Here is a 16026-nt window from a genome sequence, read left to right as displayed (position 1 = left end):
CTTGCGGAAAGAAAGTTATTGGGCAATTAGTAGTGCTCGGCTTTGCCATCGCTGGCTTTACACCTGCACCCTATCAACGTCGTAGTCTACGACGACCCTTATGTGGAGTTCTAATCTTGCGGATGGCTTCGCACTTAGATGCTTTCAGCGCTTATCCTAACCAGACTCAGCTACCCAGCGGTGCGCCTGGCGGCACAACTGGTAAACCGGAGGTCTGTCCATCACGGTCCTCTCGTACTAGTGACGGCACCACGCAAAACTCCCGCGCCCACGATAGATAGAGACCGAACTGTCTCACGACGTTCTGAACCCAGCTCGCGTGCCACTTTAATGGGCGAACAGCCCAACCCTTGGGACCTTCTCCAGCCCCAGGATGTGACGAGCCGACATCGAGGTGCCAAACCACCCCGTCGATATGAGCTCTTGGGGGGGATCAGCCTGTTATCCCCGGAGTACCTTTTATCCTTTGAGCGATGCAGTTTCCATACACTTGCACCGGATCACTATGCCCCAGTTTCCTGCCTGCTCGGCATGTCTGCCTCCCAGTCAAGCGCCCTTATGCCATTGCACTCTAAAAGGTCGGTTACCAATCGACCTGAGGGCACCTTTGGAAGCCTCCGTTACGCTTTTGGAGGCGACCACCCCAGTCAAACTACCCACCAAGCAGTGTCCGCACTTACCGCGCGTTAGACCTCAGACAGCCAAAGGGCCGTATTTCAAGGATGGCTCCATCACCGCTGGCGCGGCAACTTCAAAGCCTCCGGCCTATCCTACACATCGGATGACCGAGGTCAATGCTAAGCTATAGTAAAGGTTCACGGGGTCTTTTCGTCCCATCGCGGGTAATCGGCATCTTCACCGATACTACAATTTCACTGAGATCATGATTGAGACAGTGTCCGGATCATTACACCATTCGTGCAGGTCGGAACTTACCCGACAAGGAATTTCGCTACCTTAGGACCGTTATAGTTACGGCCGCCGTTTACCGGGGCTTCAATTCAAGGCTTCTACTAATGTATGACCTCTCCTCTTAACCTTCCGGCACCGGGCAGGTGTCAGACTGTATACATCAACTTTCGTGTTAGCACAGCCCTGTGTTTTTGTTAAACAGTTGCCTGGACCTATTCTCTGCGCCTCGTCACGATGACGAGGACCCCTTCTCCCGAAGTTACGGGGTTAATTTGCCTAGTTCCTTAACCATGAATCTCTCAACGCCTTAGTATGTTCAACCCGACTACGTGTGTCCGTTTGCGGTACGGGTGCTGCATGACTGGAGCTTAGCGGATTTTCTCGGGAGCATGATTACCCACACTATTGCCCTTCCCCGAGGGGATGGGCATACTATCAAGATTCAGCTCTCATGGTGGATTTGCCTGCCATGATCAGCGCCTAATCTCTTCAACGGGCTATTCCGTCAGCCCGCGGCGGTGTCACTTCTCCGTCTCCGCAATCGCATCATGCAGCAGTCACGGAATATTAACCGTGTCTGCCATCGCCCTCGCCATTCGGCTGAGGCTTAGGACCCGACTGACCCCGGGCTGATTGGCATTGCCCGGGAAACCTTGGTCTTGCGGCGGGAGGGAATCTCACCCTCCTTATCGTTACTTATACCTACATTTGCTTTTCCATGCGCTCCAGCCAGGGTCGTCCCCCAACATTCGACGCACATGGAATGCTCCCCTACCGATACTTTTAATATACATTACTATCCCGCACCTTCGGTGCCTGCCTTATACCCGATTATTATCCACGCCCGGACCCTCGACTAGTGAGCTGTTACGCACTCTTTGAATGAATGGCTGCTTCCAAGCCAACATCCTAGCTGTCACGGGGACCGGACTTCGTTAGACTAACTCAGGCAGAACTTCGGGACCTTAGATGGCGGTCTGGATTCTTCTCCTCTCGGGGACGGACCTTAGCACCCGCCCCCTTACTGCAGGGCTGCAGTGCATGAGCATTCGGAGTTCGTCAGGTCGCGATAGGCGGTGAAGCCCTCTTGACCTATCGGTCGCTCTACCTCTCATGCAGATCACCCCACGCGGCACCTAAATGCCTTTCGGGGAGTACGAGCTATCTCCAAGTTTGATTGGCCTTTCACTCCTACACACACCTCATCCAGAAGCTTTTCAACGCTTATTGGTGCGGGCCTCCATTCCGTGTTACCGGAACTTCACCCTGGACATGTGTAGATCACTTGGTTTCGCGTCTACCCCCTCTGACTAGATGGCCTGTTCAGCCTCGCTTTCACTGCGGTTGCGTGGGTCATACCACTTAACCTCGCCAGAGATGGTAACTCGTAGGTTCATTATGCAAAAGGCACGCCGTCACTGCCAAAGGCAGCTCCGACCGCTTGTAGGCGCATGGTTTCAGGATCTGTTTCACTCCTCTCGTCGAGGTGCTTTTCACCTTTCCCTCACGGTACTGGTTCACTATCGGTCTCATGGGAGTATTTAGCCTTACCGGATGGTCCCGGCAGATTCGCGCAGAATTTCTCGTGCTCCGCGTTACTCAGGATACCATTATGCCCGGGAATGCTTCGTGTAAGGGGCTATCACCCGCTGTGGCCGCAATTTCCATTAACGTTCCACTCACATTCCAGGTACAATGACACGGTCCTACAACCCCGGCGCCGCATTGCTACGGCGACGGTTTGGGCTCTTCCCCGTTCGCTCGCCACTACTGGGGGAATCATTCATTTATTTTCTCTTCCTGGAGGTACTAAGATGTTTCAGTTCCCTCCGTTCGCCTCACTGATTGACAGTGATAACTGCCTTGTGGCAGCTGGGTTGTCCCATTCGGAAATCTCCGGATCAAAGGTTATTTGCACCTACCCGAAGCTTATCGCAGCTTATCACGTCCTTCATCGCCTCCATGAGCCAAGGCATCCGCCATGCGCCCTTGTCTACTTTCTTTCGCCACAACCGAGCCTTCTATCGTCAATGAGCGCAATGCTCACGTCGAAAGTGGCTGGTTGGTCACTCATACTTTCAGCTGTATTGCTTTGATTATCAAGTCTTACGACTTGTGTTCTACTTTACAGTTTCGCTTGTGTCAATATGTCAAAGATCGCTGGGAAACTTTGAACTTTGAGATTTGAACTTTGAACTTTTCAACTAGTGAAGTTCTTTGTTCCTCAAAGACCATTCCCGTGAGTGGAGAATAACGGATTCGAACCGTTGACCCCCTGCTTGCAAAGCAGGTGCTCTAGCCAGCTGAGCTAATCCCCCAGGTTTTTAATTCATAATTGTTAATTCATAATTCATAATTATCATTAAATCAACAATTGATTGAATTATTTTTCAGAGGCAGAAGTTAATCCACATCAAGTCATACCATTCTAACTAACTATTCTAATTAGTTTAATTATGAATTATGAATTATGAATTGAGAATTATGAATTAAAGACTGTAGTCCCAGGCAGACTTGAACTGCCGACCTCCACATTATCAGTGTGGCGCTCTAACCAACTGAGCTATAGGACTGTGGTTCCCGGTGTTCATTCAAGTCGCAGGGCCGCGTACTCTTCTTCGCCCGGCTTCCTTTTTCTCTCTTATATTAAAAAACAGATGTAGCAGTACAAGAAATACCTTGGGTCACCATGTGGTAACTCCAGGCAGGTTCCTTACAAACCTTGATAAGAAATTTCACCTTATAAATCCTTCGTGCAATCCCTCAACCTCTTAAGTTTAGTTGATTTAATCATAAATTATGAATTATGAATTCTTAATTATGAATCGCACTCATCGTTTCGTCTCCAGAAAGGAGGTGTTCCAGCCGCACCTTCCGGTACGGCTACCTTGTTACGACTTAGCCCCAATCACCAGTTTTGCCCTAGGCCGCTCCTTGACGGTTACGGACTTCAGGCACCCCCGGCTTTCATGGCTTGACGGGCGGTGTGTACAAGGCCCGGGAACGTATTCACCGCGCCATGGCTGATGCGCGATTACTAGCGAATCCAGCTTCGTGGGGTCGGGTTGCAGACCCCAGTCCGAACTGGGAGACACTTTGAAGATTAGACCAAACTTGCGTTAAGCCAACACTCTGTATGCCCCATTGTAACACGTGTGTAGCCCCGGACGTAAGGGCCGTGCTGATTTGACGTCATCCCCACCTTCCTCACACCTTGCGGTGGCAGTATCTCCAGAGTGCCCAGCATTACCTGATGGCAACTGAAAAAAGGGGTTGCGCTCGTTATGGCACTTAAGCCGACACCTCACGGCACGAGCTGACGACAACCATGCAGCACCTCCACCAGCGCCCCGAAGGGCCTCAACATCTCTGTATCGTTCACTGGCAGTTCAAGCCCGGGTAAGGTTCCTCGCGTATCATCGAATTAAACCACATGTTCCTCCGCTTGTGCGGGCCCCCGTCAATTCCTTTGAGTTTCACCGTTGCCGGCGTACTCCCCAGGTGGGATGCTTAACGCTTTCGCTTGGCCACCCGCCACAAAAGGGCGGACAGCGGGCATCCATCGTTTACCGTGCGGACTACCAGGGTATCTAATCCTGTTTGATACCCGCACCTTCGAGCATCAGCGTCAGTCGCACTGCAGCAAGCTGCCTTCGCAATCGGAGTTCTTCATGATATCTAAGCATTTCACCGCTACACCATGAATTCCGCCTGCTTACCGTGCACTCAAGCCAGACAGTTCGCGCTGCAATTCACCGGTTGAGCCGGTACATTTCACAACACGCTTACCTGGCGGCCTACGCTCCCTTTAAACCCAATAAATCCGGATAACGCCCGGACCTTCCGTATTACCGCGGCTGCTGGCACGGAATTAGCCGGTCCTTATTCATGCGGTACCTGCAATGCACGACACGTCGCGCACTTTATCCCCGCATAAAAGCAGTTTACAACCCATAGGGCCGTCATCCTGCACGCTACTTGGCTGGTTCAGGCTCTCGCCCATTGACCAATATTCCTCACTGCTGCCTCCCGTAGGAGTTTGGACCGTGTCTCAGTTCCAATGTGGGGGACCTTCCTCTCAGAACCCCTACTGATCGTCGCCTTGGTGGGCCGTTACCCCGCCAACAAGCTAATCAGACGCATCCCCATCCATCACCGCTAAACCTTTAATCGTTATTTGATGTCAGCAAACGACGTCATACGGTATTAGTCCGTCTTTCAACGGGTTATCCCGTGGTCATGGGAAGGTTGGATACGCGTTACTCACCCGTGCGCCAGTCGTCGTCAAGGGAAGCAAGCTTCCCTCACGTTACCCTGCGACTTGCATGTGTTAAGCCTGTAGCTAGCGTTCATCCTGAGCCAGGATCAAACTCTACATTGTAAAATATAGTTGAAATGGATGATAGTATAATGTATAAGGCTCGCGCCAAAACACACATATCAATCCAACTTCGTTTTCTCTGTTCAGAACGAAACTCCAGAATTTAAAAGTATTCTCACCTTTGTTCGTTTCTAGTAAGAATTGAACGGTTCGTAAATGTTCACCCATGAGCATCTTTAACAATACTCATGCTTCTTGTACTACTTCTGTCTTTATGTAAATCTTTTCAAAGATCGCTTCTTTGTGTCGCTAACGCAACTTTTAGTGCGAAAGCGAGTGCAAAGGTAATACGAAAAGTAATACCTTCCAAACAAATGAGCAAAAAAGTTTGAAAAACAACAAGGATTTAACGTTTGTTTGTAATTTCACCTTTTATATATTATCATTTATGAGAATATTAGAGTGAAACGTAATGTATTACGAACCGAGGGAATTATGTACAAAATGTACATTTTTTATCATAAAAACAGCCCTAAAAACGGCTCTTCAAAACTGACAATATAGAAAAAATCAATAGGCAAAGAGGGAGCAAACAAGAGATGAGCAGGTAAGAAAAAAACAGTTTTTGATGTAAAAGCAATGAGTTATTCATTCCATCTACATCCTTTTGACGAGCAATTTACAGGCAATTACCAGTCAAAAGCATGGATATTACAGGCTTAACTCAATGCTTTTGGCTTCAAATAGTGAAGAAATGAGAGGGAAAACGACAAAATAAGACTGTAATTACCTGTGAATGAATGATATACAAAACTTGCTCATATTTGGCTTGTTTGCACACAGCATCGTGTCTGTTTGTCTACAAGCCAAGGATTCAACATCTTGCTGTTAAATAAAAATCATATTCAATCAGCACTTCTACTTCATGACGGCAAAAGGATATTACAATTGTAACAAACCCAAAACCAGCAAGAAAAGAAGCGGCTACCCCATTTGATCTGCAGAAAAAATTGAATGGCACGCCAGCCTGACATGTCGTCCGAGCCTCATTATTCGTCGCTGGTTTTAAATAAAAGGGCATCTTCGGCCATGACCTTCTGTAACTGCTTAGCATTCGGTTTGAACGACACATAGGTTAAATAGCCAGCCACAGCACCACCCACCACGGGGACAACCTTGCTCAAACGCTTGGTCAAAGAGCCTTTGGTAACTTTCCCACGCACCCATTTCGACATGCTTTTTACAAAGGGAAGCCAAACATTGGTAGGCACATTGACCTGTGGTAAATGAGACGCCATGTCCTCAGAAAGTGCGCGTGCAACCTCCTTGACAGCTTGATTAGCAACATCCGACCCCAGCATCGCTCCTAAGAAGATGGTCAATAAATCGTAAGCCGAATCCTTCATCTTTCCGTCTCGCTCTCTCAGGTCTGGATAGCCGTATAGATAGGCCAACTTTTGAGCAATAATCAAAGTGTGATAATAATACTGCACCAGGTCAATGGGTATGGCAACAAACACCGCTGCCCCACCAGGTATGCCTGTTACCGTGGAAACAAGGGTTACTCTCTTGGCCTCTTTGTCGATGTAATCACCAGCAATCTTTGCGATTAATTTTTCCGAAACGACATCAATCGGCCGTTGCAAAGCAGCCTTTTTGATTTCTTCGTCGGTGCAATGTGGGCGCAAAGCCTCCACTAAAAATTCAACTCTATCAACCTTAGCACCGGGTATGTTCAAGATGGCAAACATGAGTTTGTTCCACCTTGTCACTTCATTAGTTTCCTGATTTTCCATCATTCAATCGTTTTTTGCCACACTTTGACTCATCAAACCTACGCTAAACTTTAGGCCAACCGAATCATAGCGGCGAACATCGTTCAGCTACAAAGATAACAAAAAAACGATAAGCAGATACACCTATTAGCATAAATATTCGCAACTGTGCATCCTGTGAAGGTCATTTTGGCCCAAATGCCCATCTTGCACAACCGCCTATTACACTTGCTCAGTCGAACCTTATATTAATATGTGACTATCATGCTTTAACATGTTTTCATCTTGGTCATCATCAGGGTAAAGTTTTCTCATAAAGTATGAATGTTCCTTACTCGAGAGGTTGCGCAAGTATCCCCTAACCACGCCAATTCCAGAGAAATGAGCACTCTCTATTATGAAGTTGAATCTATTAAAATAAAAAAAATGTTTTTTTCTATGGTTTTCTAGAAAACTTTACTATATTTGCAAGCGACTATATGGGGATTTGTGAAAATCTCTAATTAGTTTAGTTAAGTCTAGTTTAGTTTTTGTGTTGGTTGGGGGTTACCGATTGGTAGCCCCCAAGTTTTTAATTGTCCTCGCAAGAGTTGTGTTTTATGGTTGAATGTCCCGAATATGGGCTAAAAGCGAGAATGATAGAAGGTTCATTCATTTACTTTCAACATACAATCTCGCAGCGTGGATAACACATCTGCGAGATTGTAGATATTGGTAGTGCGGTCTTTATACCATCGGTAGCGATGGCCATATTGATGATTACAGCCGTTAAAGTCTACAGCGTGATGGCAGCACCAGCCACCAGCCAGATTCCCGGTTGTGGCACATTGCCTGCATCCATGTATGTCTTGTTCAAGACGTTGTTGGCATTGAGGTACGCCTTCCAATTACTTTCGTTCCACGACAGACGTGCGTCCACCACGCTATAAGGCTTGTACGAGTGAGCTACTCCCTCTCTGTCCTTGTAGCTTCCCATACGGTCGAGATAGCGGCAAGACACGCCTAAATCCAATTTACCAATGAGATGTAACTGTGCATCAGCCACCAACTTGTGCTTGAGATATTCTAAGACATATTTGCTGACAATGCCTTTTTCCTCCTGATGGTCTTGATGGATAAACGAATATCCCAAAGACACGTTCTTCAAGAAACGCTGTGATGGCAAAATGCGCAAGAAATTAAAGTCGAAACTACTCTCAACACCCAACGAATTGATAACGCCAAAGTTGACACTTTTCCACACCAATTCATTTTTTTCATTGCGTGTACCGTCTTGTATCCAGTCTATCAGGTTTTTGTGATGATTGTAATACACGGCTGCCTTGGCGTTGATGTAAGGATTGTCATACTTGACACCTCCCTCAAGGGCGGACAGTTCCTCTGGTTTGAGGTGCTTGTCTGCCTTGTGACCACCTACAGAATAGAACAATTCCGTCATGGATGGCATGCGCAGTGAGGTGTTATACGAGGCATAAAGCTTAAAGGCATCACCGATGCGATAGCTCATATCTACCCCTGGATACACACGCATGTTCATGTTCGCCTGACTGTTTTTCACGGCAATCAAGCCCGCCGAAAGGGTAAACCTATTGAGTAGCACGTTATGTTCAAATACAAATTGTGTATTGGTGCGTTGCAATCCGTTGGTGTACTGACGGTCAGTGCCATGAATGTGCTGTGGGTTCTCGAGCTTCTCCCCAAGGTTTCCACTCATCAAGTCTTCATGTCTCAGTTCAGCACCAAAGGCAGTTCTACCTCCAACCCAATCAAAGTAGGCATTCAGATTGACGCCATACACGTCGGTTCGGTGGTAGTTGAACGGATATTTGTCAGGCTCGCCGCGAAACAACTCAAACCTATCCATGCCTCGGTTCCAATAAACAGAAGGGCGAAGATGGAATTTACCTTGCTTGTTTTCGGCTTGTATGGCTGTGAACGTCTTGAAAGTATGCTCAAACTGGTTGTCCCATTTCACGCCATAAAACGTGTTTGAGCCAAAATCTTTCAAGCTCATGCCTGCATGCCACTTCACATCAACCCAACTATCTTGATAGCTTCCTTGATAAAATGACTTGAGCGTACGGTAATCAGCGTTCAGGTTTCCTGCCTTACTGCGTGAATAACCATCGCTTCGAGTAGCCGAGAGAGAAAGCTGGTTGTTCCAGTTATTACGGGCGATATTGCCCCTTAGACCTGTGGAGAGATAGCCATACGAGCCACTTTCCATGCGAGCTGTGAGTGAAGTGCGGGCTGCCGCTTTGGTGACAATGTTAATGGCACCTAACAAAGAAGATGTGCCATAAACCCTACCAGCTGGACCTTCCAAGACTTCTATGCGTTCAATTTCACTCAAATCAACAGGAATGTCGAACGCATTGTGCGCGGTTTGCGCATCGCAGATATTGATACCATTCAACAGAATAGTGACCTGCTCCGAGTTTCCGCCACGGATACCCACGTCGGTCAATGCGCCCAATGGGCCTTTCTGGCGGACATCTACCCCTATTGCCAATTTCAATAGGTCATTAACACTTTGTACCGGAGCCGATTCAATATCCTTTCGGCTCAGTACAGTTACCATTCTCGATTGCTGACTGACGGTCAGCGGAGCGCGCGAGCCGGTGACAACCACCTCTTCGAGCTTCACTTCCTGGCGTGCGAGGCTGTCCCCTTCCAAGTCGTGGCGCACACTTACGCCATCGGCCTTCGCGTAAGTCAAGGTGCTTACGCTGAGGACACTAATCAAAACTTCTTTGCCAAGAGCAGCGAAGAGCGAATATCCTTTGCGGTTAAAATGCTTGAACCACAGCGGATTGCGCTTGTTAAACTGTTCTTTTACCATGTTTGTAAATTAAAAATCACGGCAAAGTTAATGAAAAAGGAACACAGCCCCACTTTTCAAAGGGTACAAAATAGGCGAAAAGTGGGACTTTTGTTGTTAGCTCCTTTCAAGATAATTGAATCAAATCTCAAATCATCTTTCAAGCCATTGTTCGCATAACACCTCGAATCCAGACATAACATAACCTGACCATCACATGTCAGAATCATGACAATCACATTGAAACTTAGTGATGAGCAAACTGAAAGAGCTACCTCAACCTACTTTACAATATTGCCCAAGATGCTGCGAGTAATCTCACGCGTCATGGTGCGAGTAGCAGCCGACGTGGCATTTTTAACAGCACGCTCAGTGGCTGTCTTGCGAGAACGCGATTTCTTACCCGTCACCTGGTTAGAAACTGCCGTTCCTAATACCGAGGCAAAAGTGGCTGTGAGGGCGGTGATGACCGATTTCAACACCTTGCTGATCAGGCTGCTGCCCTTACTTGTTGCGGCTTTCGGTGCTGATTTTTCTTCTTCTACAGGTGTTTCTTGCTGTGCCTGCTGTTCCATTTTGAGGAGTTGTTCGTAAGCACTTTCACGATCAATGGGCTGGTCGTATTTTCTTCCCAAGCTCGATTGAGCGATAATAGCTTTGCGCTGTTCGTCCGTGATGGCCCCAATTTGACTCAATGGAAACAGCATTTTGGCCCTTTCAACCATCTGTGGTGCCCCTTTCTCATCCAAGAACGACACCAAGGCCTCGCCGGTTTCAAGGTTTGTAATAGCCTCTTCGGTTTTAAAGGCAGGGTTCGTGCGGAATGTTTCCGCAGCACTTTTCACCGCTTTCTGATCTTTTGGCGTGTAAGCACGAAGCGCATGCTGCACCCGATTGCCCAACTGTCCAAGAATGTTGAGTGGGATGTCCGTAGGACTTTGGGTGATTAAGTAGATGCCCACGCCCTTGCTTCGGATGAGGCGTATCACCTGTTCAATCTTATCAATCAAGGCTTTTGACGTACCCTCAAACAACATGTGTGCCTCATCGAAGAAGAATACCAGCTTGGGCAGTGGCTGATCGCCCACTTCGGGCAACGTCGCATAGAGTTCAGAGATTAACCAGAGCAGAAAAGTGGAATAGAGTTTGGGTTGCATCATCAGTTTATCGGCGGCCAACACATTCATGATTCCTTTCCCTCCTTCGGTCTGCAACAGGTCATGAATATCGAAAGATGGTTCGCCAAAGAACAAGTCGGCGCCCTGACTTTCCAACTGGAGCAGGGCACGTTGGATGGCTCCGATGGAAGCAGAGGAGATGTTTCCATACCTCGTGGTGTACTCTTTGGCATGCTGCCCTACATAGTCGAGCATGGAACGCAAGTCCTTCATGTCTATAATCAGCAATCCACGGTCGTCAGCCACACGGAACACGATGTTGAGAATACCTGCCTGCGTGTCGTTGAGTTCAAGGAGACGCGTCAGCAGTTCAGGTCCCATCCCCGAAATGGTGGCACGCATGGGATGCCCTTGCTCGCCATAAACATCGAAGAACCGCACCGGACAAGACTGGAACTGCGGATTGGCGATTCCAAATTCTGCCATTCGTTTCTCAATAAAACCTGTGAGATGGCCCGTCTGACTGATACCCGACAAATCGCCTTTCATGTCAGCCATGAAGCAGGGAACGCCCGCCTGACAGAACGATTCTGCCATCACCTGCAGGCTAACGGTTTTTCCTGTTCCCGTTGCTCCAGCCACCAATCCGTGTCGATTAGCCATTTTGCCATTCATCACAATAGGGCCTTGTTGCCCATGTGCAATATATAATCCTTGTTCTTGCGTATACATGATGTGTTACTGATAAAATTATTCCGGGTAAAGAGTTCACTTTTTATTTGAAAGATAGATGGAAACACTCAAAACACGAGCGAATCACTATCGTGATTTCAGAACCAATATGTTGATGATTCAGATGATGAAGAGGCATCCATCAAGCACATTAATCTCTAACAACTTGATACCTGGCGACCATACAAGCACCTACGACGCCTGCTCTCTCTCGCAATATTGAGGTTACAACTTCCGAATCTTCATTTACGATGTTCAGTGAATATTTCTTGATAGCCATCTGAACCGGCTGTGTAATGTAATCTCCGGTCTGCGACAAGTCGCCACCGATAATCAACATGTCTGGGTTGAAGATGTTAATCATGCCTGCCAAATTGCGCCCTAACTGGTCAGCTATCTTCTGCAAAGTTTCGATACACAGCGTGTCCTCCTTCTGAATTGCATACAGAACATCTGATAGTGTGAGTTCTTTATTCTCTTTGAGCACTTTGTCTGAAAGGATGGAACGCTTGCCCTTCAACACGTTTTTCACTGTTTCGCGTAACAGAGCCATACCTGAAACCTCTGTCTCCAGGCAGCCTTTCTTCCCACAGCGACACAACACTTCATTATCATAAGCTTTCACATGACCGAACTCACCCGAGAAGCCTGATTTCCCATAATATATTTTGCCACCTACAATAATGCCGATTGCTATGCCCCAACTCGCATTGACAAACAGCACATTCTTGGCACTTTTGCAGCAACCTACCAAATATTCGCCAAAAGTCATGGCTCTGGTATCATTCTCAATGCACGTTGGAATGCCAATCTGATCTGAAATATACTTGGCTAAAGGCTGATCCAAGAAATCGAATATACTGTGACTAACACCGGTGAACGGATTCACTCTGCCCGACACGTTCATAGAAGCATGCAAGATAGATTCCTTTTGTATGTCAAGAGAGCCAATATATTCATTCACAAGATCGAGCAAGGTGTCAAGGCATTGCTGTGTATTTTCTAATTGAAAGGGAATCTTGTTTTTCTCAAAGACAATGTTTCCACTGAAATCACAAAGAGCCATAGCTAAAGAGTTATAACTGGGGTCGATGCCTAAAAAGTAGCCAGAATCGGTAGACAGACCATAAACCGTAGGAAGCCTACCGTGCGTCTGATCACGTTTTCCTTTTGAAGCCACAAACCCCTTGCTCATCAGATCTGTAATGATCTTTGTTGTAGTTGGAACGCTGATACCTATATGTTTCGAGATTTCCGGTATCGTACAGCCATCATGCAGCATCAGATACTTGAGAATTGTTTTATAATTGTCAGGCTTTCGGTGCAAGTATTCTAATTTTAGTATGGTCTTCATTTTTGATGTTGATTTAACCTATATAAATGACAGCAAAGATGTGTTGAGTTTCAAATCAAAGCACTTTATAAGGCAAAGATACAAATTAAAATCGAAAACTTGAAACATTTTTGTAGTATATTCTGCTTTAAAGTAAATACAAAAAAATGCAGACGTGTGCGGCTTGATGTCATGACAGTAATATGACCATTCGTAGAGAAACGATCTACAACAAATATAGCAGGTATGTGCGTAGCCTACTGGCCACATATAAGAGCATTATTGCGGATGATTTCGTTTGAAAAGAACCTATCATTTTTCTTGACAAACACCTCGTTATATTTCGCTTATTTGCCACTATGTCTCGAAGTTCTCGCAAATTTTGAAAATATGAGCAATCACAATATCTTCCTGCTTCTCAATACGTTAAGCGTTTCACGTCCAATATTTAAGCCTTTGTTTCGTGTTTTTACACGATTAAAGCATGCTTTTAACCGCATAATTGGTATGCTTTAAACGTGTAATTGCATGTTACTTGTGCACGAATAGCATATCTTTTAACTTCACAACTCAATGCTATTGGAGCTTCAGGCCTGTTTTCTGAATCCAGAAAGAGATAAATGTACCGCATTTACCTATCGATTTTCTCTATTCTGCACTTTTGCAAGTAGCTTTTTATTGTCATTTATACGAACAATTGTCCCAACTGACCAACGCAACAGACCATCTCCCACCCTATATACTTTGCTCCACATCTATAAGTCCAACCGCGGTGTGGGCAAAGCCAAGGAGATGAACTAACATTATCAGGCACTAAAAGAAAGAAGGCAAACACCCCATGACAGATGCTTGCCTCCGTTGTTGACTAATGTTGTTCAATGTGTCTACTCAGCCTTGCTGTTACCCAGCTTATATGTAAAACATAGTTCCAAACAATTTGGTGACTTGTGGGATACACATGGTCATGAATATTTTCATGGCTTTGAAGATGCAGCCATAGTCTGGGGTTTGGTTGGTAAGGGTTGGCTAGTTACCAACAGATTGGTTACCTTGCTTTTAAAAGAGCTTCCCGCTTTCATCAACGGAAAGACTAAGGTACGGAAATAATGCATCTGGTTGTAATCCACATTTCTCAATTTCAGCACGTTGAGCCTGCTCACCATTTGCCCGTTAACCCACAGTGAGGTCTCGGTGCGGTCGCCTCGAATTTTCATGTTGACCTTCTCGCCTGGCAATAGTTGGTAGTCGAAGTTGTAGAGATAGCCGTCCCTGCTGAACCCGATTAGTCCGTTGATGGGGTCTGACAGGTAGAAAGTGGCATCATCGGAGCTGAACAATATGGTTCCCTTTTCCTCGGATGCGTAGTCAATGTCGAACGCCACCTCGTAATCCCAGCCCACTTGGTCTATGGGCATGTGGTCTCCACGGTTCACTTGCGCCTGTTTCAAGATGGTGCCCTGTGGATAGTGGCCGGCCACGTTCAGTCCTGGGGCTTCATCTAAGGTCTTGCGCAGAGAGTCAAATTGCTCAAACGAGAACGAGGTGCTTATACCCGACCACGTTTTAGTGGAAAGCGTTTGCAAAGCGGGGAAGAACCTGTAGTGCACGTCTTGCGCGCTGATGCCGTTGCCGATGTGGTCGTTCCAAACGGCAAACATTCCACCTTTGATGCTTCGATGACCTTCGGGGAACACCACGTCGCCTATATGAGCGGGCGTCCAATTCTGGTATAATTTCTTGATGTCAAGATAATCCTGGTAGTAACCAGCCTTGGGTACAATGTACACTTGCCAGTCGGGGATGCTGATGATATCGTACCCCAAGCTGTCCATGGAGTGAGGATTGGCGTAGTTGTTGTTCCAAATCTGCATGGTGACATCTTTTACTTTGATGGGCGTGGTGCCTTTGGCATGTGTCTGCTGGCCCCATATCATAGCCTTCTTGCCGAATTTTTCCACATATTTAATGTATCGATCCGTGAGATACCTAAACTTCTCCACCACTTGCTTGTCCTCGTTGGCATATTCATCGGTGCCAATGTGCATGTATTTTCCGCTGAAAACTGGTTCGTCACCACTTAGATACTCTTTGAGCAATGCGTCCAAAAAAGTGTATGTTTCGGGATTGAACAAATCCAAATGGTCTTTCCCGTATTTCTTGCTGGCTAATTCAGGCTTGTAACGAGTAAAGGCGAGCGAGTGTGCAGGGAAATCAATCTCGGATATAATCTCCACCCCAAGACTGTCGGCATATCGTTGCAAGCTTCTAAATTCTTCTTTAGTATAGTGTCCGTCGCGCGCCGTCAAGCCTGGATAGGTGTCGCATTCCAACCTGAACGCCGCTGGCGTGCTGTCGAAATCGTCGTTGAAAAATTGGCGGTGTCCATTATCATTTAGATGAATATGCAGTGTGTTCATTTTGTAATAAGACAATATTTGCACGTATTGTCTAAGCACACGCATGGTGAAAAACTTTCGACCGCAGTCGAGCATGAACCCTCGGGTGGGATAGGCAGGAGCGTCTATGATGGTGCCTTGAGGCATGGTACATCCCTTGTTCTGCCTGCACAGTTGCAGAATGGTACGCGTGGCCCATTGGATGCCTTGGGGCGTGGCAGCTTCCACACGGGCGACACGCCCGATATTAATTTTGTAAGCCTCGTCGCCTGTGTTTGCCTTGGCCCCCTTTTTGGTGCTAACGGCAAATGCGAAATCACCTGCCCGCGCCTTGTCTTTCACGATGGGCAGCGAGGTATTGAACATCTTCTGGTAGTCAGCGGCAAACACTTCGAGAGCCATTGCCACACGCTTGTCATTCCCAGTATAAACGATGCGCGATGCTTTTGTAGGCACAAAAGAGCCTTTGCCACCGTACCAAGTCTTGAGTTCGGGAATCGTGAAAGGCTTAGGGTTGGCTGCATGCATCGAAAGCGAGCACGACAACAGTAACAGTAACAATATCTTTTTCATGTTGCTATGATACATTATTTGGGTATTATCCGTGAGTTTCACTTG

The 16026-nt window shown here is 46.8% G+C and carries 5 protein-coding genes, 2 tRNA genes and 2 rRNA genes; all 9 read right to left on the bottom strand.

Translation table 11 applies throughout. The features are described from left to right. Positions 1-6: 6 nt before the first annotated feature. Positions 7-2915: ribosomal RNA gene (locus tag NQ518_RS00120) — 23S ribosomal RNA — on the bottom strand. 241 nt (positions 2916-3156) lie between these two features. Continuing rightward, positions 3157-3230: transfer RNA gene (locus NQ518_RS00115), tRNA-Ala, on the bottom strand. 181 nt (positions 3231-3411) lie between these two features. Beyond that, positions 3412-3485: transfer RNA gene (locus NQ518_RS00110), tRNA-Ile, on the bottom strand. Between the two features lie 276 nt (positions 3486-3761). Further along, positions 3762-5293 (bottom strand): 16S ribosomal RNA (locus tag NQ518_RS00105). Together the 16S and 23S rRNA genes with 2 tRNA genes alongside form the textbook arrangement of a ribosomal RNA operon. Before the next feature lie 989 nt (positions 5294-6282). Then, positions 6283-7032 carry a hypothetical protein gene (locus NQ518_RS00100; protein WP_227961428.1) on the bottom strand — a complete coding sequence of 250 codons (750 nt, stop codon included), beginning with the start codon at positions 7030-7032 and terminating at the stop codon, positions 6283-6285. Positions 7033-7783: 751 nt separating this feature from the next. Continuing rightward, positions 7784-9850 carry a TonB-dependent receptor gene (locus tag NQ518_RS00095; RefSeq protein ID WP_227961431.1) on the bottom strand — a complete coding sequence of 689 codons (2067 nt, stop codon included), beginning with the start codon at positions 9848-9850 and terminating at the stop codon, positions 7784-7786. 260 nt (positions 9851-10110) lie between these two features. After that, positions 10111-11679 (bottom strand): helicase HerA-like domain-containing protein, encoded by a 1569-nt coding sequence (locus NQ518_RS00090; RefSeq protein WP_227961433.1) that lies wholly within the window; start codon positions 11677-11679, stop codon positions 10111-10113. 151 nt (positions 11680-11830) lie between these two features. Then, the gene (locus tag NQ518_RS00085) at positions 11831-13033 is read right to left on the bottom strand and encodes an ROK family transcriptional regulator (RefSeq protein ID WP_227961435.1); all 1203 of its coding nucleotides are present in this window, start codon (positions 13031-13033) and stop codon (positions 11831-11833) included. A gap of 953 nt (positions 13034-13986) precedes the next feature. Further along, entirely contained in the window at positions 13987-15981 is a 1995-nt protein-coding gene (locus NQ518_RS00080) for a family 20 glycosylhydrolase (protein ID WP_227961437.1), read from the bottom strand. Positions 15982-16026 lie beyond the last annotated feature (45 nt).

This window comes from Hoylesella buccalis ATCC 35310, assembly GCF_025151385.1.
GTDB classification, from domain to species: Bacteria; Bacteroidota; Bacteroidia; order Bacteroidales; family Bacteroidaceae; genus Prevotella; species Prevotella buccalis.
This window is presented reverse-complemented; position numbering and strand designations above follow the sequence as displayed.

Coding starts and splice junctions, on each gene's coding strand:
- NQ518_RS00100 (WP_227961428.1), bottom strand. CDS start 7,032: ATGATGGAAAATCAGGAAACTAATGAAGTGACAAGGTGGAACAAACTC.
- NQ518_RS00095 (WP_227961431.1), bottom strand. CDS start 9,850: ATGGTAAAAGAACAGTTTAACAAGCGCAATCCGCTGTGGTTCAAGCAT.
- NQ518_RS00090 (WP_227961433.1), bottom strand. CDS start 11,679: ATGTATACGCAAGAACAAGGATTATATATTGCACATGGGCAACAAGGC.
- NQ518_RS00085 (WP_227961435.1), bottom strand. CDS start 13,033: ATGAAGACCATACTAAAATTAGAATACTTGCACCGAAAGCCTGACAAT.
- NQ518_RS00080 (WP_227961437.1), bottom strand. CDS start 15,981: ATGAAAAAGATATTGTTACTGTTACTGTTGTCGTGCTCGCTTTCGATG.